This is a genomic window from Streptomyces sp. P3 (genome assembly GCF_003032475.1).
In the GTDB taxonomy this organism is placed as follows: domain Bacteria; phylum Actinomycetota; class Actinomycetes; order Streptomycetales; family Streptomycetaceae; genus Streptomyces.
The window spans coordinates 5,449,467-5,474,361 of record NZ_CP028369.1; the positions used below are offsets into that span (position 1 = coordinate 5,449,467).

Annotated in this window: 11 protein-coding genes; 3 read left to right on the forward strand and 8 right to left on the reverse strand. The window is 72.0% G+C overall.

Going from position 1 to position 24,895, the window contains the following annotated elements; all coding sequences use genetic code 11:
* Window positions 1-321: 321 nt before the first annotated feature.
* Window positions 322-12,840: a type I polyketide synthase gene (locus C6376_RS24285; RefSeq protein WP_159083239.1), complete on the forward strand. Its 12,519-nt coding sequence runs from the start codon at window positions 322-324 to the stop codon at window positions 12,838-12,840.
* Window positions 12,830-13,864 carry a ketoacyl-ACP synthase III family protein gene (locus C6376_RS24290; protein ID WP_254076026.1) on the forward strand — a complete coding sequence of 345 codons (1,035 nt, stop codon included), beginning with the start codon at window positions 12,830-12,832 and terminating at the stop codon, window positions 13,862-13,864. Before C6376_RS24285 ends, C6376_RS24290 begins: the two co-directional genes overlap by 11 nt.
* Before the next feature lie 251 nt (window positions 13,865-14,115).
* Here the strand turns inward: C6376_RS24290 and C6376_RS24295 are convergent, their stop codons facing one another.
* From C6376_RS24295 to mqnE, 8 genes are all read right to left on the reverse strand, one after another.
* Complete coding sequence (locus C6376_RS24295; protein ID WP_107445374.1) at window positions 14,116-16,722, reverse strand: AMP-binding protein; 2,607 nt, start codon at window positions 16,720-16,722, stop codon at window positions 14,116-14,118.
* A gap of 10 nt (window positions 16,723-16,732) precedes the next feature.
* A complete protein-coding gene (locus tag C6376_RS24300) occupies window positions 16,733-17,584 on the reverse strand; it encodes an ABC transporter permease (RefSeq protein WP_107445375.1) in 852 nt (283 codons plus the stop codon).
* On the reverse strand, window positions 17,584-18,573 hold the full coding sequence (locus C6376_RS24305; protein ID WP_107445376.1) for an ATP-binding cassette domain-containing protein: 990 nt from the start codon (window positions 18,571-18,573) through the stop codon (window positions 17,584-17,586). The genes C6376_RS24300 and C6376_RS24305 overlap by 1 nt, the downstream gene beginning before the upstream one ends.
* Window positions 18,574-18,665: 92 nt before the next feature.
* The gene (gene mqnC, locus C6376_RS24310; RefSeq protein WP_107445377.1) at window positions 18,666-19,871 is read right to left on the reverse strand and encodes a cyclic dehypoxanthinyl futalosine synthase; all 1,206 of its coding nucleotides are present in this window, start codon (window positions 19,869-19,871) and stop codon (window positions 18,666-18,668) included.
* A 35-nt stretch (window positions 19,872-19,906) separates the two neighbouring features.
* The gene (locus C6376_RS24315) at window positions 19,907-20,806 is read right to left on the reverse strand and encodes a menaquinone biosynthetic enzyme MqnA/MqnD family protein (protein WP_107445378.1); all 900 of its coding nucleotides are present in this window, start codon (window positions 20,804-20,806) and stop codon (window positions 19,907-19,909) included.
* 48 nt (window positions 20,807-20,854) lie between these two features.
* On the reverse strand, window positions 20,855-21,616 hold the full coding sequence (locus C6376_RS24320) for a thioesterase II family protein (RefSeq protein WP_107445379.1): 762 nt from the start codon (window positions 21,614-21,616) through the stop codon (window positions 20,855-20,857).
* A 160-nt stretch (window positions 21,617-21,776) separates the two neighbouring features.
* Window positions 21,777-22,094 carry a ferredoxin gene (locus C6376_RS24325; RefSeq protein WP_069773790.1) on the reverse strand — a complete coding sequence of 106 codons (318 nt, stop codon included), beginning with the start codon at window positions 22,092-22,094 and terminating at the stop codon, window positions 21,777-21,779.
* Window positions 22,095-22,216: 122 nt separating this feature from the next.
* Complete coding sequence (gene mqnE / locus C6376_RS24330) at window positions 22,217-23,380, reverse strand: aminofutalosine synthase MqnE (protein ID WP_107445381.1); 1,164 nt, start codon at window positions 23,378-23,380, stop codon at window positions 22,217-22,219.
* Between the two features lie 383 nt (window positions 23,381-23,763).
* Between mqnE and C6376_RS24335 the strand changes: the two genes are divergently transcribed.
* Window positions 23,764-24,624 (forward strand): 1,4-dihydroxy-6-naphthoate synthase, encoded by an 861-nt coding sequence (locus tag C6376_RS24335; RefSeq protein ID WP_107445382.1) that lies wholly within the window; start codon window positions 23,764-23,766, stop codon window positions 24,622-24,624.
* The last annotated feature ends 271 nt before the right edge of the window (window positions 24,625-24,895 follow it).

Genomic DNA, 24,895 nt, shown 5'->3' on the forward strand with positions numbered 1-24,895 from the left:
TGCCCCCCGCCGGTTGACGGGGGGCAGGGCCCTTGTCCGTGCCGGACGGGCCCTCGTCCGTGCCGGACGGGCCCTCGCCCGTGCAGGACCCGCGTCGGCGAGCGGGGCGCCCCACCAGGCCTTCCGGGGGGTCGAGAACGACAGTCGGCGTCCGGGCAGCGCCGGGCCGGGTTTAGAGAAAGACCTAGTGCCCCCCTCGACATACTGCTTGGCAAGGATCGGGAACGATCTCTGCCGCTCCTTGTGCCGACGGTGCCTGGGGGATGGCGGCCCCGGATTGTCAGAGTCCGTCCATCGCCCCATGTGATTGGAAGCCGAGCTGTGACTGAAGAACGCTCCGTCGCATTTGTCCGTCCGCTGCACGAGATCCTCAGGGACCACGCACTGCAGCGAGCGGACGAGCGGGCTTTCCAGGACTCTCGACGGTCGGTCACCTACGGTGCTCTGGAACAGCGCACCCGGTTCCTGGCCGGGCACCTCGCCGCACTCGGGGTCGGTCGCGGTGAGCGCGTCCTGCTGCGCGTGGGCAACCGGGTCGAGATGGTGGAGAGTTGTCTCGCCGTCACGCGGGCGGGAGCCGTGGGCGTGCCGGTCGACCCACGGTCCTCCGACACCGAGCTCGCCCACCACCTCGCCGACAGCGGCGCCCGCACGGTGATCAGCGGCGCGGCACAGGTGTCCCAGGTGGTACGGATCGGTCGGAGCAGCGGGCTGGACTGCAATCTGATCGTCGTCGGCGCCGCCGAGCCGGTGGCGGGCGCCACCGACTTCGAGCACCTCGCCGTCACCCCGCCGCCCGTCGACGCGCGGGACGACCTGGACCTGGACGAGACGGCCTGGATCCTCTACACCTCCGGCACCACCGGACGCCCCAAGGGCGTGGTCACGACCCAGCGCAAGTCCCTCTGGGCCACGGCCGCATGCACCGTGCCGATCCTCGGCCTGTCCGCGGCCGACCGCCTCGTGTGGCCGATGCCGCTGTACCACGCCGCCTCGCACAACATCGGTGTACTCGCCACTCTGGCCGTCGGGGCCTTCGCCCACTTCCTGGAGGGCTCCGCCCCGGACGAGATCATGGAGGCCGTCGGCAGCGAGCAGGCCACCTTCCTCGTCGCCTCTCCCACCACCTACCACCGCATGGTGGACCTCGCGCGCGAGCGCGGGCTCGCACTGCCGAAGCTGCGGGTGTGCATGGCGGCAGGCTCGGCCTGCCCGCCCGCGCTGCACGAAGCCTTCGAGGACACCTTCGGCATCCGCCTCCTGGACAGCTACGGAAGCAGCGAGACCGGAGGCGCCATCACCACACAGGCACTCACCGGTCCACGCGCCCTGGGCACGACCGGCACCCCGCTGCCCGGCCTGACGCTGCGGCTGACGGACGCGCTGACCGGCGAGGAGGTGGCTGTCGGCCACGAGGGCGAGATCTGGGTGAACAGTCCGGCCACCATGACCGGATACCACAACGCCCCGGAAGCGACCCGGGCCGTGCTCGTGGACGGCTGGTACCGCACCGGCGACCTCGGGCGGCAGGACCCGGCCGGGAGGCTCACCCTCACCGGCCGGGTCAAGGAACTCATCATCCGCGGCGGCGAGAACATCCACCCCGCGGAGGTGGAGCACGTCCTGGCCCGGGTGCCCGGCGTGGCCGAGGCCGCGGTGACGGGCAGACCCCACACCGTACTGGGCGAGGTACCCGTCGCCTACCTGGTGCCGGGTCCGGAGGGCCCCGCGGGCATCGACACCCGGGAACTCCTCGAGACCTGCCGCCGGGAACTCTCCTACTTCAAGGTGCCCGACGAGTTCCACGTCATCGACGGCATCCCGCGTACAGCGGCGGGAAAGACCGCCCGGCGGCGGCTGGCCGAGCTGCCCTCGACGCTGCTGGTCGTCAATCCGTCCGTGAACGTCCGCCCCCAGCCGGCCGCCGAAGGACCGACCGGAGCAGCGCCCGCCGCGACCCCGGTGTCCGCCGGCACCGTCCTCCCGACGACGCGGCACGGGCTGCTCGGCCTGGTGCGCTCCGTGGTCGCGGACATCCTCGGTCTGGCCTCCGAGGACGTGACCGCCGATCGGCCTCTGCACGAACTCGGCTTCACCTCCCTGGCCGCCGTGACCCTCCGCGACCGGCTGTCGGCCGCCTCCGGCCACCGTCTCTCAGCCGCTGTGGCCTACGACCACCCGACCCCGCAGGCCCTCGCCCGGTACCTCGACGGCCTGACGGAGGGGGGCCTCGGTGCCGAGAGCGCGGGGGACGCCGGGGGAACAGCTGTGACGGAGCAGTCGGACGAGCCCATCGCCATCGTGGCGATGGGCTGCCGTCTGCCCGGTGGCGCCCGCACGCCCCAGGAGCTGTGGGACCTGCTCGTGGCGGAGACGGACGCGGTCGGCCCGCTCCCCGACGACCGGGGCTGGAACCTGGACCGGCTCCTGGGTGACGAAAGCAGCGGCGGTGGAAAGTCGTCCGCCCGGCAGGGTGCGTTCCTGGCGGATGCCGGGCGGTTCGACGAGGCGTTCTTCGGGATATCGCCGCGTGAGGCGCTGGCGATGGATCCGCAGCAGCGGCTGCTGCTGGAGACGGCCTGGGAGACCTTCGAACGCGCGGGCATCGACCCGGTCTCACTGAAGGGCAGCCGGACAGGCGTCTTCGCCGGTGTGATGCACGGGGGCTACGGTCCCGGCCTCCACGAGCGGGCCCCCGAGAACCTGGAGGGCTACCTCGGCAACGGATCGGCCGTCAGTGTCGCCTCCGGCCGCATCTCCTACACGCTGGGTCTGCTGGGGCCGGCGATCACGGTGGACACGGCGTGTTCGTCTTCGCTGGTGGCGATCCACCTGGCGGCGCAGTCGCTGCGACAGGGCGAGTGCACCCTCGCCCTCGCGGGGGGTGCCACGGTCATGTCGACGCCCGGCGCACTCGTGGAGTTCAGCCGCCAGGGGGCGCTCTCGGCCGACGGGCGGTGCCGGGCGTTCGCCGCCGGGGCGAGCGGCACCGGCTTCGCCGAGGGCGTCGGCCTGGTCCTGCTGGAACGGCTGTCGGACGCACGTCGGCTGGGACATCCGGTCCTGGCCGTGGTGCGGGGTTCGGCCCTGAACCAGGACGGCGCCTCCAACGGTCTCACCGCCCCGAACGGCCCCGCGCAGCAGCGGGTGATCCGCACCGCCCTGGCGCAGGCCGGCCTCTCCCCGTCCGAGATCGGCGCCGTCGAGGCACACGGCACCGGAACCACGCTCGGCGACCCCATCGAGGCACAGGCGCTCCTGGCCACCTACGGCCAGGACCGTCCGGCCGGAGAACCCCTGCTGCTGGGTTCGGTGAAGTCGAACATCGGCCACACCCAGGCCGCGGCCGGTGTCGTCGGCGTCATCAAGATGGTCATGGCGCTGAGCCATGACACGCTGCCCCGGACCCTCCACGTCGACGCACCCTCACCCCACGTCGACTGGAGCACAGGCCGACTCCAGCTCCTGACCGAATCCCGGCCCTGGCCGCGCACCGGCACCCCCCGCCGCGCAGGCGTCTCCTCCTTCGGCGCCAGTGGGACGAACGCGCATCTGATCCTGGAGGAGGCGCCCGCCGAGCTCGTTCCCGCGGCCGTCGCCGGACCGTCGGGAGTGAGGGCGCCGATGCTGCTGTCGGGGCGTGGGGAGGGCGCGCTGCGGGCCCAGTCCGCACGGCTGGCGGACTTCCTGGAACGTCACCCCGAGCTGCCGGCCGACACGGTGGCAGGGATGCTGGCCGGCTCACGGACCGTGTTCGAACACCGAGCCGCAATCGCCGGAAACGACCGCACACAACTGGTGACACGCCTGCGCGCACTGGCTGACGCGGATGCGGACGACCACGCCGACGTGGTGCGCGGCACCGGTCGCCGACTGGGCGATCCCGCTTTCGTCTTTCCCGGTCAGGGCGCCCAGTGGCCCACCATGGCCGTCGAACTCCTCGACGACGACGGTCCTTTCGCGCAGCGTCTGCAGGAGTGCCGTGAGGCTCTGCGGCCCTTCGTCGACTGGGACCTGTTCGCCGTGCTGCGCGGTGAACCGGACCAGCCCGACTTTGATCGCGTGGACGTCGTCCAGCCGGCCCTGTGGGCCGTCAAGGTCTCCCTCGCCGCACAGTGGCGGGCCGCAGGCGTCCGGCCCGCCGCGGTGGTCGGTCACTCACAGGGCGAGATCGCCGCCGCCACGGTGTCCGGCGCGCTCACCCTCGCCGACGGCGCGCGCATCGTCACCCTGCGCTCGCAGCTCATCACCCGCATCGCCGGCCGCGGCGGAATGATCTCCCTGGCGCTGCCACGAGACCGGACCGAAGCGATCGCCGCCGACCTCGGACTGGACATCGGAGCGGTCAACAGCCCCGCCAACACCGTCCTGTCCGGTCCCACACAAGCACTCGACCGACTCGTCGCCTGGTGCGAGAAACACGAGACGCGTTACCGACGGGTCCTCATCGACTACGCCTCGCACTCCGTCCACGCCGAAGTGATCAAGGACGAGATCCTCGAAGCGCTCGCACCCGTCACACCGCGCAGTGGTGACCTGCCCTTCTACTCCTCCCTGACGGGCGGCCCGGTCGACGGCACCGAACTCGACGCCGACTACTGGTACCGCAACCTGCGTCACACCGTCGACTACGAAACGGCCATCCGCGCCCTGGCCCACAGCGGCGTCACCGCTTTCATCGAGGTCAGTCCCCACCCCGTCCTCACCCTGCCGACCCAGGAAACACTGGAAACACTCGACGACCTCACCGAGCAACCCGCCGTCCTCGCCACACTCCACCGTGGCCACGGCGACGCCCACGACTGGACCCGCGCGCTCAGCACCGCGTGGACACAGGGCGTCACCCTCCACCCGACCCCGACCCGCACTCCCGTCCACCCCGACCTGCCAACCTACCCCTTCCAAGGCACCCACCACTGGCTCAACACACCGACAGGCGGCGACCCGCAGTCGTTCGGCCTGCGCCCCGTCGTGCACCCGCTGCTGGGCGCCGCGATCCATCGCGCGGACGAGGACGGCGTGGTGTTCACCGGACGGGTCTCCACGGCCACGCATCCATGGCTGGCCGACCACGTGGTGCGCGGGTCCGTCCTGTTTCCCGGAACGGCTTTCGTCGAGGCCGCGATCCGGGCGGGTGACGAGGTGGGCGCCCCCTGTCTGGAAGAACTGGTCCTCGAGGCCCCGCTCGTGGTCGCGGCACAGCAGACCGTCAGCCTGCAGGTGACCGTCGGGGCGCCGGACGGGTCGGGGCGCCGTGCGGTGAGCGTCCACTCGGCGCCGCAGAGCGGCGCCGAATCGACGGCCGACCCGCTGTGGTCCCGGCACGCCCATGGCTTCCTCGTCCCCGCCCTGCCGGCTGACAGCGCCGCCGCCGAAGCGCTCGCGACCTGGCCGCCGCAGGGCGCGCAGGCGATGCCCGTCGCGGACGCCTACGAGCGGATGGCCCGGGCCGGATACGGTTACGGTCCCGCTTTTCGAGGCCTGCGAGCCGTGTGGCACAGGGACGCGGAGGTCTTCGCCGAGATCGCCCTGCCCGAAGGGGAGACCGCCGACGGCTGGAGTCTGCACCCGGCGTTGCTGGACGCGGCCCTGCACCCCGACGTCCTGGGCGAGGTGGACAGGGACGAATCCGGGCCGCTCAACCTGCCGTTCTCCTGGCACGACGTACGACTGCACGCGGCCGGGGCCACCACGCTGCGGGTCCGGCTGACCCGGCCGGAGCCGGAGGGCGTCGCGCTGCTCGCCGTGGACCCGGCGGGAGCCCTTGTCGTCTCCGTGAGCACCCTGGCGACGCGGCCCATGGCGGAGGCGGCTTCCGCAGCGGACGACACCGTCCGGCAGATGCTGCTGCACACGCGGTGGCAGCCCGTGACCACCCCGCCCGAGCCACAGCCCGCGGGTCGCTGGCTCGCGGTGGGACCCGACGCCGCGCATGTCGCCTCCGCCCTCACCGACGCGGGCTTCGACGCGCACGGGGTGCCGGACCTGGCGGCGGACACCACGGGGCCCGCGCCCGACACCCTGCTCGTGTTCGGTGACCATCCCCGGCCGGAAGCCGCCGGCACCTCGGCCGAGGTCCACGCGCGCGTGCAACTCGCCCTCGCGCAGGTGCAGCACTGGTTGCGCGACGAACGGTACGAGGCCACCCGTCTTGTTCTCACGACCCGTGGCGCTGTGGCGGCCGAGTCGGCGTCCGGCGTCACCGACCTGGCCGGGGCCTCCGTATGGGGTCTCGCCCGGACGGTGCAGGCCGAACACCCCGGACGTCTCGTCCTGATCGACCTGGACCCCGAGGCGGACTCCGCCGCCGCGGACGTGGCCGGGCTGCGCGCCGCGGTCGCGTCCGACGAGCCGCAGAGTGCCGTTCGCGCGGGCCTTGTTCTGGTCCCCCGCCTGACGCGTGCAGCCGACCTCGCGTCCGAAGAGCCGCGGACGCTCGATCCCGAAGGCGTCACGCTCGTCACCGGCGGAACCACCGGCCTGGGCCGGCTCGTCGCCCGGCACATGGTCGCCGCACACGGCGCCCGCCACCTGTTGCTACTGAGCAGAAGCGGCCGCACCGCCGAAGGCACCGCCGACCTGATCGACGAACTCACCGCCCTGGGCGCGTCGGTGACCGTCGAAGCGTGCGACGTGGCCGACCGGGAGGCCCTGGCATCGGTGCTCTCCGGCCTCGACCGGCCCCTGACCGCCGTGGTGCACAGCGCCGGCGTCCTCGACGACGGGACGGTGTCCGGCCTTTCCCCGGAGCAGGTCGCCACCGTGTTGCGGCCCAAGGTGGACGCGGCACTGCATCTGCACGACCTCACGCGCGACGCCGACCTGAAGCGCTTCGTCCTGTTCTCGTCGGTCGCCGGCATCCTGGGCGGTCCGGGACAGGCCAACTATGCCGCGGCCAACGCCTTCCTCGACGCCCTCGCGGAGCACCGGCGCTCACTCGGACTGCCCGCCACCGCGGTGGCCTGGGGCCTGTGGGAGGCCGGCGGTCTGACCGCGCACCTGGGCACCACCGACCGCGTCCGCATCGCCCGCAACGGCGTCCGGCCGCTCGACGCCGATCAGGGACTCGCGCTCCTGGACGCCGCCGTCGACCGGCGAGGGGCCGCCTTCGTGGCCGCGTTCCTCGACCACGCCGCCCTGCGACGGCGTTCCGGCGGGGTGCCCACCCTGCTGAGCGGTCTCGTCCGCGCTGTCACGCGCCGTACCGCCGCCGTCGAATCCGGTGACGCGCGGGACACCGGCGCCTGGCTCGCCGGGCTCTCGTCGAAGGAGGCCGAACACGCCCTGCTCGACGCGGTGCGCCGGCACGCCGCGGCCGTTCTGGGACACGAGTCGCCGCAGGCCGTACGCGCCGACAGCGCGTTCAAGGACATCGGCTTCGACTCGCTGTCCGCCGTAGAACTGCGCAACCGCCTCAACACCGCGACCGGCCTCCGGCTGGCCCCGACCGTGATCTTCGACCATCCGACCCCGCAGGCCCTGGCGGCGCACCTGGCCGAGAGCCGCGACGGAGCCACGGCGACGGCGGCCGTCCCGGCGCTCCGGGCGAGCTCCAGCACGGACACGGATCCCGTCGCCATCGTCGCGATGGGGTGCCGCCTGCCCGGTGGGGTCGAGGGCCCCGAGGACCTGTGGGAGTTGCTGCGCTCCGGAACCGATGCGATCGGTGACTTCCCCACGGACCGCGGCTGGGACCTGGACGCCCTGTACGACCCCGACCCGGACAGACCCGGCACTTCCTATTCCCGCAGCGGTGGCTTCCTGGCGGATGCCGGGCGGTTCGACGAGGCGTTCTTCGGGATATCGCCGCGTGAGGCGCTGGCGATGGATCCGCAGCAGCGGCTGCTGCTGGAGACGGCCTGGGAGACCTTCGAACGCGCGGGCATCGACCCGACATCCCTCGGCAACAGCACGGCCGGCGTGTTCGTCGGCGCGATCGCCCAGGAGTACGGCTCGACCTTGCTGCACGAAGCCCCTGACGGACTGGACGGCATGCTCCTCACGGGCAACGCCACGAGTGTGATCTCCGGGCGGCTCTCGTATCTGCTGGGTCTGCTGGGGCCGGCGATCACGGTGGACACGGCGTGTTCGTCTTCGCTGGTGGCGATCCACCTGGCGGCGCAGTCGCTGCGGCAGGGCGAGTGCACCCTGGCCCTCGCGGGCGGCGCCACCGTCATGTCCACCCCCGGTACGTTCACCGCCTTCAGCCGGCAGCGCGCGATGTCCTCCGACGGGCGGTGCCGGGCGTTCGCCGCCGGGGCGAGCGGCACCGGCTTCGCCGAGGGCGTCGGCCTGGTCCTGCTGGAACGACTGTCGGACGCACGCAGACTCGGGCATCCGGTGCTGGCGGTGGTGCGGGGTTCGGCGGTCAACCAGGACGGCGCCTCCAACGGTCTCACCGCCCCGAACGGCCCCGCGCAGCAGCGGCTGATCCGCACCGCCCTGGCGCAGGCCGGCCTCTCCCCGGCCGAGATCGGCGCCGTCGAGGCACACAGCACCGGCAGCACCCTCGGCGACCCCATCGAGGCGCAGGCGCTCCTGGCCACCTACGGTCAGGACCGTCCGGCCGGAGAGCCTCTCCTGCTGGGTTCGGTGAAGTCCAACATCGGCCACACCCAGGCCGCGGCCGGTGTCGCCGGCGTCATCAAGATGGTCATGGCGATGAGGCACGACACGCTGCCGCGCACCCTCCACATCGACGCACCCTCACCCCACGTCGACTGGAGTGCGGGCCGAGCCCGGCTGCTGACGGAGAATCAGCCCTGGCCGCGCACCGGCACCCCGCGACGCGCCGGGGTCTCGGCCTTCGGGATCAGTGGCACGAACGCGCATCTGATCCTGGAGGAGGCGCCCGCCGAGCACGTCTCCACGGCCGCTGCCCGGACACCCGGCGGGGGAGGGGTGCCGATACTGCTGTCGGGGCGTGGTGAGGGCGCGCTGCGGGCCCAGTCCGCACGGCTGGCGGACTTCCTGGAAGGCCACCCGGACCTGCCGGCCGGCACGGTGGCTCGGATGCTGGCCGGCTCACGAACCGTGTTCGAAAACCGCGCGGCGGTCACCGGGGACGACCGCGCGCAACTCGTCACGCGCCTGCGCGCGCTGGCCGACACCGACCAGGACACCGATGCCGGTGTGGTGCGCGGCACCGGCCGTCGACTGGGCGATCCCGCTTTCGTCTTTCCCGGTCAGGGCGCCCAGTGGCCCACCATGGGCGTGAAGCTCCTCGACGACGACGGTCCTTTCGCGCAGCGTCTGCAGGAGTGCCGTGAGGCTCTGCGGCCCTTCGTCGACTGGGACCTGTTCGCCGTGCTGCGCGGTGAACCGGACCAGCCCGACTTTGATCGCGTGGACGTCGTCCAGCCGGCCCTGTGGGCCGTCAAGGTCTCCCTCGCCGCGCAGTGGAGGGCCGCGGGCGTCCGGCCCGCCGCGGTGGTCGGTCACTCACAGGGCGAGATCGCCGCCGCCACGGTGTCCGGCGCGCTCACCCTCGCCGACGGCGCGCGCATCGTCACCCTGCGCTCGCAGCTCATCTCCCAGCTCGCCGGCCGCGGCGGAATGATCTCCCTGGCCATGCCGCGAGACCGGGCCGAGACCATCGCCGCCGACCTCGGACTGGACATCGGAGCGGTCAACAGCCCCGCCAACACCGTCCTGTCCGGCCCTCTCCAAGCGCTCGACGAACTCACCGCCTGGTGCGAGAAGCACGACGTACGCCACCGACGCATCCCCATCGACCATGCCTCCCACTCCGTCCACGCCGAAGCCATGAAGGACCAGATCCTCGAAGCGCTCGCACCCGTCACACCGCGCAGCGGTGACCTGCCCTTCTACTCCTCCCTGACCGGCGGCCCGGTCGACGGCACCGAACTCGACGCCGACTACTGGTACCGCAACCTGCGCCACACCGTCGACTACCAGGCCGCCACCCGCGCACTGGCCCACACCGGCGTCACGGCCTTCATCGAGGTCAGCCCGCACCCCGACCTCACCCTCCCGACCCAGGAAACCCTCGACGCCCTCGACGACCTCACCGAACAGCCCGCCGTCCTCGCCACACTCCACCGCGACCACGGCGACGCCCACGACTGGACCCACGCCCTCAGCGCCGCGTGGACACAAGGCGTCACCCTCCACCCCACGCCGACCCCGACACCCATCCACCCCGACCTGCCCACCTACCCCTTCCAAGGCACCCACCACTGGCTCAACACACCGACAGGCACCTCGCGCGGCGCGTCCGGCCTGGGCGCGGTTCCCACCTCGCATCCCCTGCTGGGGGCCGCCGTGGAACTGCCCGGCACCGAGACCGTGGTGTTCACCGGCCGGCTTTCGGCGGGCAAGCCCGCGTGGTCGACGGAAGAGCACCCCGAGGGTGTGGAGCGGGAACTGGACTGGCTCGCAGCGGAGTTGGCGCTCTCGGCCGGCGCGCAGCTGGGCAGGAGCCGGCTGCGCGCCCTGACCGCGCAGGCGCCGTTCCTGATGCCGGGGTCCGGCGCCGTCCAGGTCCGCGTCACGGTCGGTGAGGGTGGGGAGCCCGGCGTACGCACGGTCTCCGTGCACTCCCGGCGCGGCGACGACGTCCTGGGGTTGCCCTGGACCTGCCACGCGACCGGTGAGCTGGTCGCGGCGGCGGGCGAGCCGGACTGGGATCTCGAGGCCTGGCCACCCGCGGACGCCCTCCCGATACCCGAGCCCGAACTGCGCCTGCAGTACGGGACTTTGCACTCCACCGTGCACGGCGTGTGGCGACGGGACAGCGAGGTGTTCGCGGAGATCCTCGTACCGGACGCGCTGCGTGAGGAGGCACGGAGGTTCGGACTCCACCCGGCGCTGGCACAGGCCCTGCTCGGCCTGGCGGGCATGAAGGGGGTCGCGCCCGAGCCCGACGCGTCCTTGCGGGTGCAGGCCTGGGGAGAGGTCTCGCTGCACGCGTCCGGCGCCTGTGTCCTGCGCGCCCGACTCTCCCCGGGGCCGGACGGCTCGGTGTCGCTGGCCGCCGCCGACGCCACCGGATCCCCCGTCCTCACGGTCCCGGCCCTGCGGTTCGCACCCGTCGTGCGTGAGGAGCTCCGGGCCGCGGACGTGGCGCAGCAGGACAGTCTGTTCGGCATCGAGTGGACCGTCGTGGACACGCGGGCGAACACCGCCGACGCCGAACGCACATGGGCCGTCGTGGGCGAGGATCCGGTGCGCGTGCGGTCCTCGCTGATGACCGCCGGACGCTACACGGAGACGTACCCGGACCTGACGGCGCTGGCAGCCGCCGTGGAGGGCGGCCGACACGCCCCGGACATCGTCGTGGTCCCCTTCCTGGAGCAGTACGGCGATCCGGCCGGGCGGGAACTGGTGGACGCCGTTCACGCCACGACGGTCCGTGCCCTGGAGACGGCCCGTGCGTGGGTGAGCACACCGGCCTTCGACCGCTCCCGGCTGGTGTTCCTCACCAGGGGCGCGGTCCCCGCGGTGGCCGGGCCCGACGACACGTCACCGCTCGACCTCGCGGGAGCCGGCGTCTGGGGTCTGATCCGCAGCGCGCAGACGGAATACCCGGACCGCTTCGTCCTCGTGGACACCGACCTCGCCAAACCCACCTGGCGCGCCCTCGCTCGCGTGGCGTCCGCCACGGAACCGCAGTGGGCGCTGCGCGGGCGGACCACGCGGGTCCCGCGGTTGGCCCGCCTGGTGCCGGGCAGTGCTCTGCCGAGACTGGACGCCGGCCTGGACGGTACGGTGCTGGTCACCGGCGGGACGGGCATGCCGGGCTCGGCCCTGGCCCGCCACCTGGTGACCGAGCACGGTGTGCGGGATCTGCTGCTGACGAGCCGTCAGGGACCGGACGCGCCGGGAGCGGCGCTCCTGGAAGCCGAACTGACGGAGCTGGGGGCCCGGGTCGAGGTGGCTGCCTGCGACGTGGCGGACCACGAGGCCCTGGCCGCCCTGCTCACGGATCGGCGGATCGGCGCCGTGGTGCACGCGGCGGGCGGGGCGGACGACGGGAGTCTGCCGGCTCTGACCGCGGAGCGCATGGGCAAGGCGCTGCGCCCCAAGGTGGACGCGGCCGTGAACCTGTACGAACTGGTCCACGAGGCAGGGGTACGGCAGTTCGTGCTGTTCTCCTCGCTCGCCGGCATCCTGGGCGGTCCGGGACAGGCCGGCTACGCCGCGGCGAACACCTTCCTGGACGCGTTCGCCCACCACCTGCGGTCCCGGGGCGTCGCCGCCACGTCGATCGCTTGGGGTGCGTGGGCCGGGGCGGGCAGTGCGCCGGGACGGTCCGGGAAGGACCGGCACCCGGCGGCGCCGCGCGGCACGCATCCGCTCGTCGAGCAGCAGGGGCTCGGGCTCTTCGACGCGGCATGGGCGGCCGGCCGCAGTCTCGTGATCGCGTCCCGGCTGGACTTCGCGGGACTGACCGGCGACGCGCAGACCGGCGACGTGGCCTCCGTCCTGCGGGCCCTCGTGCCCGTCGGCACGCGCCGCACGGCCCGGGCCACCCCGGCGGAGCGGACGGACCTGCGACACCGGCTGGCGGCGATGAGCAGGGCGGAGCGGGAGACGGTGGTGACCGACCTCGTACGGGACCGGGCGAGTGCCGTCCTCGGCCACGCCACACCGGGCAGCGTGGCCGCGGACGCCCGGCTGCAGAACCTCGGATTCGACTCGCTCACCGCTCTGCACCTGCGCACGGCACTCGTCGAGGCGACCGGGCTGAGGCTGCCGACGAAGGTGGCGTTCGAGTTCGACACCCCGGCGGACCTCGCGGAGTACCTGATCGAGCGGATCCTCGCCTCGGCATCCTCACATCTCGACGGAACGGAAAGGCCCTCCGATGAGAATTGACCATGTGTTCATCGACTCGCTCGGTGTCACGCTGCACGAGTTCGAGCCCGTCGAGCGTGCCGTGTCCCAGGGACTGATCAGCCAGGACCTCGTGGACGCGAACGGGCTGACCGGCACCCATCTGGCGCACGACATCCCGGCCGTGGAACTCGCGATCTCCGCCGCGCGCGTCGCCATGGACCGCTCGAAGCTGCAACGGGAGGACATCACGCACCACGTGCACAGCGGTGTGTACTACCAAGGCCCGCCCGGGTCCTACGCACCCGGATACGTCCTGCGCGAACTGGAGGTCGAGCCGCTCTCGTCGCTGTATCTGCGCCAGGGCTGCAACGGCATGCTGGGGGCCCTGGAGGTGGCGGTCGGACAGATGACGGGCGCCGCTCAGGCGGAGAACGTACTGCTCACCTCCGGTGAGAACTTCACCGCCACGGGCTCGGACCGTTACACGGGGATCGGCCAGGCGTACTTCCTCTCCGACGGCGGCGCCGCGGCGCTGATCAGCGCGGACGAAGGCTTCGCGCAGATCAGGTCGCTGAGCGCGGGCATCCTGCCGGAGCTCGAACGGTGGCATCGCGGTGACGGCTCGTTGCTGGCGGACGAAGGCCGCGAAAGCGACGGGGACATGGCCGAACGGGCCACTCGCTACAGCGAGACCGAGACCCCGCTCTCGGAGACCCTCGAGAAACTGACTCTCTTCAATCTCGGTGTCATCCGCCGAGCACTCGTCGACGCCGACCTGAATGCCGACGACGTCGCCAAGGTCGTACCGATCAACATCGACGGCCGGATGATCGAGTACTCGGTCATGATGCCGCTCGGCCTGCCCATGGACCGCTCCACGTGGGACTTCGGCAAGGGCATCGGGCATGTGGGCGGCGCCGACGTGTTCATCACCCTGGAGCATCTGGTCCGTACGCGCGAGGTGGCTCCCGGTGACCACGTACTGCTGATCTCCCAGGGCCCGGGCTGGATGTGCACGGCCGCTGTCGTCACCCTCGTCGATCTTCCCACCTGGGCGCTGTGAGCTGCCTGCCACCGCGCGCTCGTCCTCGATGCGTCGAGGGCGGCCCGGTGGCAGCGGTCCGTGACCGGGCGGAGCAGGGTCTCCTCCCGCTCGGCCGTGGTCAGCACGCCGGCCGGTGGCGCAGTCCTTTCGGGGGGCGGCGGCTGTGTCGCGTGCCGTTCGGCGTACGACCTCGCTCTCGCCCCCTCCGTCTCGACGCCCGCGAACAGGGCCTGACGTCCCGTGAGGAGGCTGTGCCGGCCCACGGGACGTCAGGGTGCCCGGACCTGCGGCACATCAGGGCCCGCACCGCCCACCGCCGCCGGGCGCGCCGCCGACCGCGACAGTTCGCACGGGACCCAGCAGTGCTCGAACAGGGCGTCCTGTTGGGCCGCCGACGCGGCTCGTACCGCGTCGCCCCGCAGCGGCGCGCAGGTCACCGAGCGCGCGGTCAGTACCGGGTCGCCGGCGCCGTCGGCCGCCTCCAGGGCCCAGGAGCCGTCCGCCGTCTGCCGCAGCCGCACACGCAGCGAGGACGCGCCGGTGGAGTACAGGGACACGTCTCGCCAGCGCACCGCCACGGCCGGCTCGGCGCCGTTCCGCGCGGTCTTTCGGGCGAGGCGGATCGCCCCGGCCAGCGCCGCGTCAGGCAGCACCGGATGGAGCGCGTGACGGTCCTGGCCCGTCACCCAGTCGGGCAGCGCCACCTCGACGAAGACCTCGTCGCCGCGCCGCCACACGGCGCGGGGCGTCCGCGCGACGTCCGGCCGGCCGGCGCGGCGGTCCTCGGCGATCCGGTGCGCGCCCGGCGGAGGCCACACGGACAGGCTCACACCGGATCTCCCGGGGGCGGCGGGCGCCACCGTCGCCGTCGCGTACCGGGTCCACGGCAGTCGTGACGCACCCAGCGGTTCCCGCCGCCCGTGCACCGTCACCCGCCGGATCCCGTCGGCCTGCGGCGCGCCGACCGTCACCCGAAGTTGCACGCCACCGTCGTGCGGCAGCACCAGCGGCTCGTCCGCCGCGAGATCCAGTGCCCGGCCGCAGCCGACCCGGCCCGCCGCGTGCAGCACCAGGTCCATCAGGGCCGCTCCCGCGAACACCGCCATGCCGTCCACGCGTTGCGTCAGCGTGGGGTCGCCGCCGGTCGAGGTGATCCGGCCCGTGCACACCAGTTCGTCGTGCCCGGGCAGTTCGACCACTGCCGGGAGCAGTGGATGGTCCGCGCCGTCCAGCCCCAGGTCGACGGCGCCGAAGGAGCAGAGCGAGGCCCGCGGCCACTCCCCGGACCGTCGCCACAGCGGTCGCGTCGGCAGCCCCGCCAGCAGTGTGCGGACGATCTTCCCCGCCGGGTCACGGGGAACGTCGGTGACCTCGTGGATCGCCTCCGGAAGCCTGGACGCGGGCAGCCTCTGCCTGCAGGCGGACAGTACCGCCTGGACGTCGAGCCCTTCGCCCGTCGGTACCACGTAGGCGACCGGCACCTCGCCCAGCGTCCCGTGGCTGACGCCCGCGACCGCCGCGTCCGCGATCCCGGGCACCTGCGTGAGGGCCTGTTCCACCTCGCGCGGGTGGATGCTCTCCCCGCCCCGGACGATCAGTTCCTCCAGTCGGCCGGTGATCGTCAGATGCCCGTCCGTGTCCCGGCGGCCCAGGTCACCGGTGCGGTACCAGCCCTCGGACAGCACCCTCGCGGTTTCCTCCGGCCGTCCGTGATAGCCCAGCATCAGTGCCGGACCGGACACCCACACCTCACCTTCGGCGCCCCGCTCCACCTCGTCGCCGGTGCGCGGCTCCGTGAGCCGCAGCGTCAGCCCGGGAATCGGCACCCCGCACGAACCGGACACGTACGGACCCCGCGGCAGGTTCGTGGTGATCGCGCCGCCCGTCTCCGTCGAGCCGTAACCGTCGAGCAGCGCGATGCCGAACGCGGAGCGGAACGCCGTGTGCAGGGACTGCGGACACGGCGAGCCGGCCACCATGCACACCCTCAGCCGCGGCACCTGGCCCGCGCCGGACCGTACGAGCTCCACCATCCCGTGGTACATCGCCGGCCCACCCACCAGGAAGGTGGCTTCCTCCTCGGCTGCCCGGCGCAGCACGTCGTCGGCGGCCGGACCGTCGGTGATACGGACGGTGGCGCCGACCGCCACGACACCGAGCACGCACACGCGGTGCGCCGCCGCGTGGAAGAGCGACAACGGCCACACGATCCGGTCCTCGGGGGACAGCCCGAACAGCGGTGCGCTGCAGGCGGCCGTCGTCCACAGGGACGCCCGCTGGGTGGACACGACCCCGACGGGCCGGCCGCTCGCCCCGGACGTGTACAGGATCCAGGCCGGCTCGTCCAGGCCCAGGTCGTCACGGGGCGGATCACGCAACGACCACGTCGACGCCAGTTCCTCCCAGCGCGGCAGTTCGTGGTCGGCCGCCTCCGTGAAGTCCGGTTCGGAGTCCCGCCCCACGAGGACCACGACGATGTCCGGCCGGTCCGCCAACACCCTGCGCAACTGGGGCAGCTGCGCCGCGCCGGTGATGACCAGCCGCGCCGCGCAGTCGTCCAGCAGATACGCCAGTTCCGGGTCGGTCGACGTCGGGTCGAGCGGAACCCCGACGGCGCTCGCCCGGGCGATGGCGAGGTAACTCTCCACCGCCTCCACCCGGTTGGGCAGGTAGATCACTGCTGACGCGCCTCGGGTCAGGCCCAGCCCCACCAGATGACCGGCCACCCGGGCGGTACGCCGGTCGAGTTCGGCCCAGGTCACCGCAAGACCGGCGTCCTTGAACGCGATCCGGTCGGGCTGCCGCGCCGCGTGCCCGGCCAGCAGTTGGTGCACCGGGCGGACGAGGTCCGCCCGGAACGTGGCGTCCGCGGTCACGGCTTCCTCCTCATGAACCGGCCGAACGGTAGCGGCGCACCGCCAGCGTCCGGCCCACCACCGCGATCAGCACCGACCAGGACACCGACACGAGCACGGGATGCTGAGCGGGCCATGCGCCCGTGGCCGCGAGCCCCGGGTTGCCGAACAGTTGCCGTGTCGCCTGCACCGTCGCGCTCAGCGGGTTCCACTCGGCGGCCCAGCGCAACACCGTCGGGAGCGTGGAGGGCGCCACGAACGCGTTGGAGAGGAACGTCAGCGGGAACAGCCACAGGAAGTTGCTGGTGGCGGCGGCCTCCGGGGCGCGCACCGACAGACCGATGACGACCCCCACCCACGACAGCGCGTAACCCATGAGCAGCAGCAACGCGAAGGCGGCGGCGGCCCGCAGCGCCCCGTGATGGATGCGCCAGCCGACCAGCAACGCGCAGAGCACCATCACCGTCATCACCATGACGTTCTGTACGAGATCCGCGACGGTGCGGCCGGTGAGCAGTGCTCCTCGCGCCATCGGCAACGAGCGGAACCGGTCGACCATGCCGCTCTGCATGTCGTTGGCCATGCTGACGCTGCTGTTGCCGGCGGTGGCGAAGGCGATGGTCTGCGCGAAGAACCCGGGCATCATGTACTCGCGGTAGGCGGCGGGATTCGCGGCGCCGGGCAGGCTGAACGACCCGGCGAAGATGTAGGCGAAGAGCAGCACGAAGACGATCGGCTGCACCAGACTGAGAATGACCACCTCCGGGATACGGATCGTCCGGATCACGTTGCGTCGCGTCACGACCAGGACGTCGCGCAGCGACTTTGCGGCCGTCCCGGGCCGCAGCTCGGGTACGGACGAAGCCGTGGCCGACACGTTCATCACTCCTTCTCGTTCGCCGCGCCGGCGCCGACCGCCGTGCGCGATGTCTCCCGTGAGGTGGTCTCGGTGAGGGCCAGGAAGACCTCGTCGAGCGTCGGGCGGCGCAGTCCGATGTCGGTGACCTCGATGCCCGCGTCGTCCAGTGCGGCGATCACCCGGGTCACCAGCCGCACCCCGCCGTCGACGGGAACCGAGATCATGCCGCGGGGACCGTCGACGTCCGGTGCGCGTGTGCCGTACCGGGCCAGCAGGGCGGCCGCGGAGTCGAGTTGCGCGGCCCGCGCGACGACCGCCTCGACGCGCTGGCCGCCCGCCTGCGCCTTCAGTTCACGCGGTGTGCCACGGGCGATGATCCGTCCGTGGTCGACGACCGCGATGTCCCGCGCCAGGCGGTCGGCCTCCTCGAGATACTGGGTGGTGAGCAGAAGTGTGGTGCCCTGGGACACGAGGTCCTCGATGGCGTCCCACAGCATCAGCCGACTGGTCGGATCGAGGCCGGTCGACGGCTCGTCGAGGAACATCACCGAAGGGCGCACGACGAGCGCGCAGGCCAGGTCCAGACGCCGCTGCATGCCGCCCGAGTAGGTGCTGGACATCCGGTCGGCGGCCCCGGTCAGGTCGAACTGGTCCAGCAACTCGTCCGCGCGGCGGCGGGCGGCCCGGGAGCGGAGCCCGTACAGCTCACCGATCATCCGTAGGTTCTCCCGGCCCGTGAGTCGGTCGTCGACGCCGGCGAACTGGCCCGAGAGGCCGATGGAGAGCCGGACCCGGTCCGGGTGGCGGACCACGTCGTGGCCCGCCACGTCGGCGGTGCCCGCGTCGGGCCGCAGCAGGGTGGCGAGCAGACGCACCGTCGTGGTCTTGCCCGCCCCGTTGGGGCCGAGCAATCCCAGTACGCTGCCTTCCGGCACGTCCAGGTCCACTCCGTCCACGGCACGGGTCTCGCCGAAGGCCTTCACCAGACCCGTGGCGTGAATGGCACCTGCCATGGGGTACTCCGTCCTCGTATACAGGGATGGGCGGGAGCGAGGCAGGGTGTCCGGGGCCCGATGCCCGCGCCCCGGACACCCTGCCCGGCGGTTCAGGTGGCTGCGATGAGCTTCAGCTCGGGGTGGGCCGTGCCGCCGGCGATCGCCGTGGACGACACGTGGGAGACGACCCGCTCGTCGACCGGGTCGTTCGCCGGGTCGTCGTGCACGACGAGGTGCTCGTACGTCGTGGCGCGCTGGGCCGGTACCCGGTCCGCCGCCCGCATGAGATGGATCAGTTCGAGCAGGTTGGAGCGGTGCTTGGCGCCGGCCGAGGAGACGACGTTCTCCTCCAGCATGATCGAGCCGAGGTCGTCGGCGCCGTAGTGAAGGGAGAGCTGGCCGACCTCCTTGCCCGTCGTCAGCCAGGAGCCCTGGATGTGCCTCACGTTGTCGAGGAACAGGCGGGCGACCGCGATGATCCGCAGGTACTCGAACTGTGTGGCCTGCGTCTGGCCCTTGAGGTGGTTGTTCTCGGGCTGGTACGTGTACGGGATGAAGGCGCGGAAGCCGCCCGTGCGGTCCTGCACGTCACGGATCATCCGCAGGTGCTCGATGCGTTCGGCGTTGGTCTCGCCGGTGCCCATCAGCATGGTGGACGTCGACTCGACGCCCAGTTTGTGCGCGGTCTCCATGATCTCCAGCCAGCGCTCGCCGGACTCCTTGAGCGGGGCGATCGCCTTGCGCGGCCGGGCGGGCAGCAGCTCGGCGCCGGCGCCCGCGAAGGAGTCGAGGCCGGCCGCGTGGATCCGGGTGATGGCCTCCTCCACGCCCACCTTCGAGATCCGCGCCATGTGCTCGACCTCGGACGCGCCCAGCGAGTGGATCACCAGCTGCGGGAACGCCTGCTTGATGGCGGAGAAGTGCCGCTCGTAGTACTCGACGCCGTAGTCCGGGTGGTGGCCGCCCTGGAACATGATCTGGGTGCCGCCGAGCTCGACGGTCTCCGCGCAGCGGCGCAGGATGTCGTCGAGGTCGCGGGTCCAGCCCTTGGCCGTGTCCGTGGGTGCCGCGTAGAAGGCGCAGAACCTGCACGCCGTGACGCACACGTTGGTGTAGTTGATGTTCCGCTCGATGATGTACGTCGCGATGTGCTCGGTTCCCGCGTACAGACGACGGCGTACGGCGTCGGCGGCGGCGCCCAGCGCGTGCAGCGGGGCGTCGCGGTAGAGGTCGAGAGCCTCTTCGGGGGTGATCCGCCCACCGGCGGCGGCACGGTCGAGAACGGACTGGAGGCGGTGTTGCGGAGCTCGGGGCATGGTGGTGGCCGGGCCTTTCCGGTGGCGTGTGTCGTTCAGGGGGCGAGGGGACCGAGCAGCCGGACGGCGACGTCGGGCGGGAAGCCCTCGTCGCCGCCGCCGACCCGGCGCGCGAATTCGGCGATGCCGGCGAGCTGTTCCTCGCCGAGACTGAAGTCGAGGGCCGTGGTGTAGTAGCGCTCGAGCGTCGCGGCGTCGAACTCCTCCCACTGCGCGGCCTGTTCGCAGACCTTCGCCACCTCCGCCAGGGACAGGTCCCGTGAGGCCAGCAGATCGGCGTGGACCTGGCGAACGAGCTCGGGTTCCCGGGTCAGGAAGTCGCGGCGCGCGGCGAACACGGCGAACACGAAGGGCAGCCCCGTCCAGTCCTTCCACATCCGGCCCAGGTCGTGCACCTCCAGACCCATCCGGGGCGCCTCGTGCAGGGCCGCACGCAGAGCGGCGTCGCCGATGACCACCGCGGCCTTCGCCTCGGACATCATGGTGCGCAGGTCCGGCGGGCACACGAAGTAGTCGGGGTTCACCCCGACGCGCTCCGCCAGCAGCAGTTGCGCCAGACGGACCGACGTGCGGCTCGTCGAACCCAGTGCCACCGGCTGCTCGTCCAGTTCCTCGAGCGGTACCTGGCTGATGATCAGACAGGACATGACGTCCCCGTCGCTGCCGACCGCGATGTCCGGCAGGGCGACCAGGTCGTCCGCATGCCGCAGGAACTCCAGCAGGCTGATCGGTCCCATGTCCAGATCGCCCGCGGCGAGCGCGTCGTTGAGGCCGTCCGGCGTGTCGGTGTGCAGATCCATGTCGAGGAGGGACCCGGTGCGGGCGAGTCCCCAGAACAGCGGCAGGCAGTTGAGGAACTGTATGTGGCCCACACGGGGCCGGCGCCGGCGCACAGGCGTCGACCGCACTGTGTCGGGCGCGAGTTGCTGGGTCATGGTGCACAACTCCCGGAACGGGTCGAGGGGGAGGAAGGAGGAGCGCCGTCAGGCTCGGGGAACCGCGGCGGTGAAGTGCTCGGTCAGCACGGCCAGCACCTCGGCCGGCCGTTCCGAGAGGAAGAAGTGTCCGCCGGAGAAGACCCGAAGATCCGACCCGGCACCGGTGTGCTCACCCCACGCGCGGGCTTCCTCCAACGACGTACGCGGGTCCGCGTCGCCGGTGAGGACGGACACGGGGCAGAGCACGGCGGCCCCCGGCTCACAGCGGTACGTCTCGACGGCCCGGTAGTCGCTGCGGATCGCGGGCAGCACCATGCGCAGCAACTCCTCGTCCTGGAGGACCTGGGCGTCGGTGCCGGCCAGGGCGCGCAGTTCGGCGATCACACCGTCGTCGTCGCGCATGTGCACGCTCTCGTCCCGCACCCGTGAAGGGGCGCGGCGCCCGGAGGCGAACAGCCGGACGGGGCCCGCTCCGGCGCGCTCCGTGCGGCGCGCGACTTCGAAGGCCACCAGGGCGCCCATGCTGTGACCGAAGAAGGTCATGGGACGGTCGTCGTCCCACTCCGCGAGGGCCGCGCAGACCTCGTCGGCGAGAGCGGCGATCGAGGTGGGGCCCGGTTCATGCCGACGGTCCTGACGACCGGGGTACTGGATCGCCGCGACATCGACTCCGGGGCTGAGCGCGGCGGCGACCGGCAGATAGAAGCTTGCCGAACCGCCCGCGTGCGGGAAGCAGACCAGCCGCTCGGCCGCTTCGGAGGAGGGCCGGAACCTGCGGACCCACAGGTTGTCGGTGGTGGAACTCATCGGACGTGTGTCCTTCCCGTGCGTCGGTGTAACGGCCCGGCGGTACGGTGGCCGGGGCGGTCCGGCGGTGTGGCGACCCGGCCACCGGGCGGTGAATCCGGCCGCCGGGCGGTGGCCGGGTCGCTCCGGGGCCGGGCAGACGGGACTTCGGGAACGCGCCCTAGTCGGCGGCCTCGGGGCCGTACACCTCGACCCCGTCGGAGACACGGCGCACGTGGATGCATTCGCCGGGGCACTCCTTGACCGAGTCGACCACGTCGGTGAGCAGATCCAGGGCGAAGCGCGTGGTCGCTCCCGGAGCCTGGAGCAGTTCGTCCTGCTCGCTCTTGACGTAGGCGAGCCCGTCGATGTCCAGTTCGAACACCTCGGGGACGTACTGGGCACAGATCCCGTCGCCGGTGCACAGGTCCTGGTCGATCCAGACTTCCAGGTCCTCGTCGTTCGTCGTCCGCGGGGACATAAACACCTGCCTGGCCATGTCGTCGTGGTGTGCACGGTGCGCGGACATCTGCTCGAGACCGAGCGCTGTACGCACCGCACACGTGGGGAGTCGTGCACGCGGTACACGAGGGGCCCGGCCGCTGCGGCCGGGCCGGCGGGTCACACCCGCATCGGCTGCGGTGACTCGCGCAGTGCCGGGTCGGGGCCGTCGTACTCGCGGATGATCTCGTAGCGGGTGTTGCGCTCCACGGGGCGGAACCCGGCGTCCCGGATGAGGTCCAGCAGGTCCTCGCGGGTCAGCTTGTTCGGCGTGCCGTAGTTGTCGGCGTCGTGTGTGATCTTGTACTCGACGACCGAGCCGTCCATGTCGTCCGCGCCGTGCTGGAGCGCCAGCTGCGCGGTCTGGACGCCGTGCATCACCCAGAAGACCTTCACGTGCGGGACGTTGTCGAAGAGCAGCCGGGAGACCGCGAACGTCTTGAGGGCCTCCGCGCCCGTGGCCATCGTCGTGCGGGCCTGGAGCCGGTTGCGGACCTTGCCGTCCTTCATGTCGACGAAGTCGTGCTGGTAGCGCAGCGGGATGAAGACCTGGAAGCCGTTCGTCTCGTCCTGCAGCTCGCGCAGCCGCAGGACGTGGTCGACGCGGTGGCGGGGCTCCTCGATGTGGCCGTACAGCATGGTGGCCGGCGTCTTGAGCCCCTTCTCGTGCGCGAGGCGGTGGATGCGCGACCAGTCCTCCCAGTGGGTGCGGTGGTCGACGATGTGCTGACGGACCTCCCAGTCGAAGATCTCCGCGCCGCCGCCGGTCAGCGACTCCAGGCCGGCGTCGATCAGCTCGTCGAGGATCTCCGAGGCGGTGAGCCCGCTGATCGTCTCGAAGTGGTGGATCTCCGTCGCCGTGAACGCCTTCAGCGAGACGTTCGGCAGGGCGGCCTTCAACTCGCGCAGCGAGCGCGGATAGTAGCGCCACGGCAGGTTCGGGTGCAGGCCGTTGACGATGTGCAGTTCCGACAGGTGCTCGTTCTCCATCGCCTTGGCCAGACGCACGGCCTCCTCGATGCGCATCGTGTACGCGTCCTGCTCGCCCGGCTTGCGCTGGAAGGAACAGTAGGCGCAGGAGGCCGTGCACACGTTGGTCATGTTGAGGTGGCGATTGACGTTGAAGTGGACCACGTCACCGTTCTTGCGCGTACGCACCTCGTGCGCGAGTCCGCCCAGCCACGCCAGGTCGTCCGACTCGTACAGGGCGATGCCGTCCTCGCGGGACAGCCGCTCACCGGAGAAGACCTTCTCCTCCAGCTCGCGCTTGAGCCCAGCGTCCATGGCCGGGAACCTCCTCGTTCAGTGCCAGGCGGCACCCGCGGTGACGGTGCGCACGTGGCATGGGCGTGGTCTGCCGCGTCGACGGTCCCCAGGGCGCGACCGCGACGTTCCTGGGAACCGGTCGTTCCGCCCGGAGGCGGTCGGACGGCACTGTACGGATCCGCACCACCTGGCGTCCCGTCGATCCGACCGGCCTCGACGGCCCGCGCAACCCGCCGACGATCCGGCGACCCGCGGGCCCCCGGCCGGACGGGCGGGCATCGACGCCGTGTCGGGTGGGCCCCCTCATCCTCGCGGAGGGCAGTCTGGGGAAAACCCCACATCTGCAACGGCTTTGCTGAGGGCATCTCTGCCGCACCACGGACAAGAAGGAAGGACCGGCCATGACGGCGTCCCTGACCCTCGCGCACTCGCCCTGCCCCAACGACACGTTCGTCTTCCACGCCTGGACCGAGGGGCTGCTTCCCGACGCGCCCGAAACACAGCTCACCCTCGCCGACATCGACATCACCAACGGCCTCGCCGGACGCGGTGAACTGGACGTCCTGAAGGTCTCCTACGGCGTGCTGCCGCACATCCTCGACGACTACGCGCTGCTGCCCTGCGGCGGCGCCCTGGGGCACGGCTGCGGCCCCCTCGTCCTGGTGGCAGAGCCCGGCGACCCGGCCGCCCTGGTCGGCGCCCGCGTCGCGGTGCCCAGCACGACGTCCACGGCCTACCTGCTGTTCCGGCTGTGGGCAGCCGACGCGATCCCGGAAGGCGTCGGCGAGGTCGTCGTCCTGCCGTTCCACGAGATCATGCCCGCCGTCCGGGACGGCGCCGTCGACGCCGGACTCGTCATCCACGAAGCTCGTTTCACCTACGGGCGCTACGGTCTGCACTGCACGGCCGACATGGGCGAGGAGTGGGAGAAGCGCACCGGACTGCCCATCCCGCTGGGCGCGATCGTCGCCCGCCGCTCCCTGGGGGAGCCCATGCTGCGCAGGCTCACCGACACGGTCCGTGCCTCCCTCCGCGCGGCCTGGGACAACCCGCACGCATCCCGCGCCCATGTCCTACGGCACGCCCAGGAGATGGACCCGGACATCGTCGATCAGCACATCGGCCTGTACGTCAACGAGTTCACCGCCGCACTCGGTGAGGACGGCCTGCACGCCGTGCGCACCCTCCTGGACGGCTCGGCCGAGCTCGGCCTCCTGCCGGGCGTCGCAGCGAGCGCACTGGACATGACCATCCGCCTGTGAGCGGAGGGGCTCCCGACGACCGGGCGGCACCCAGCTCGGCCGGCAACGCTAGAAGTTCTCTTAGAGCCGCCCGGACCACAGCCCGAAACGGGAGCAACCCTTCCCATAATCGGCCCGAGAGACAGGCCCGGCGCCGGGAGCGCCGCGACCCGTCCCGTGAGGGCATCGGACGGCACGCCGACCCTCACCAGGCCCCGGCGCCCATGAGGTGCCGGGGCCGAACCGATGCCTCGTGCGCCACGGCGAGCCAGCGCGCCCGCCGCCGAAGGGA

What these genes read in the sequence shown, in the direction of transcription:
- C6376_RS24290 (WP_254076026.1), top strand. Translation starts at nt 12,830, where the DNA reads ATGAGAATTGACCATGTGTTCATCGACTCGCTCGGTGTCACGCTGCAC.
- C6376_RS24300 (WP_107445375.1), bottom strand. Translation starts at nt 17,584, where the DNA reads ATGAACGTGTCGGCCACGGCTTCGTCCGTACCCGAGCTGCGGCCCGGG.
- C6376_RS24305 (WP_107445376.1), bottom strand. Translation starts at nt 18,573, where the DNA reads ATGGCAGGTGCCATTCACGCCACGGGTCTGGTGAAGGCCTTCGGCGAG.
- mqnC (WP_107445377.1), bottom strand. Translation starts at nt 19,871, where the DNA reads ATGCCCCGAGCTCCGCAACACCGCCTCCAGTCCGTTCTCGACCGTGCC.
- C6376_RS24315 (WP_107445378.1), bottom strand. Translation starts at nt 20,806, where the DNA reads ATGACCCAGCAACTCGCGCCCGACACAGTGCGGTCGACGCCTGTGCGC.
- C6376_RS24320 (WP_107445379.1), bottom strand. Translation starts at nt 21,616, where the DNA reads ATGAGTTCCACCACCGACAACCTGTGGGTCCGCAGGTTCCGGCCCTCC.
- C6376_RS24325 (WP_069773790.1), bottom strand. Translation starts at nt 22,094, where the DNA reads ATGGCCAGGCAGGTGTTTATGTCCCCGCGGACGACGAACGACGAGGAC.
- mqnE (WP_107445381.1), bottom strand. Translation starts at nt 23,380, where the DNA reads ATGGACGCTGGGCTCAAGCGCGAGCTGGAGGAGAAGGTCTTCTCCGGT.
- C6376_RS24335 (WP_107445382.1), top strand. Translation starts at nt 23,764, where the DNA reads ATGACGGCGTCCCTGACCCTCGCGCACTCGCCCTGCCCCAACGACACG.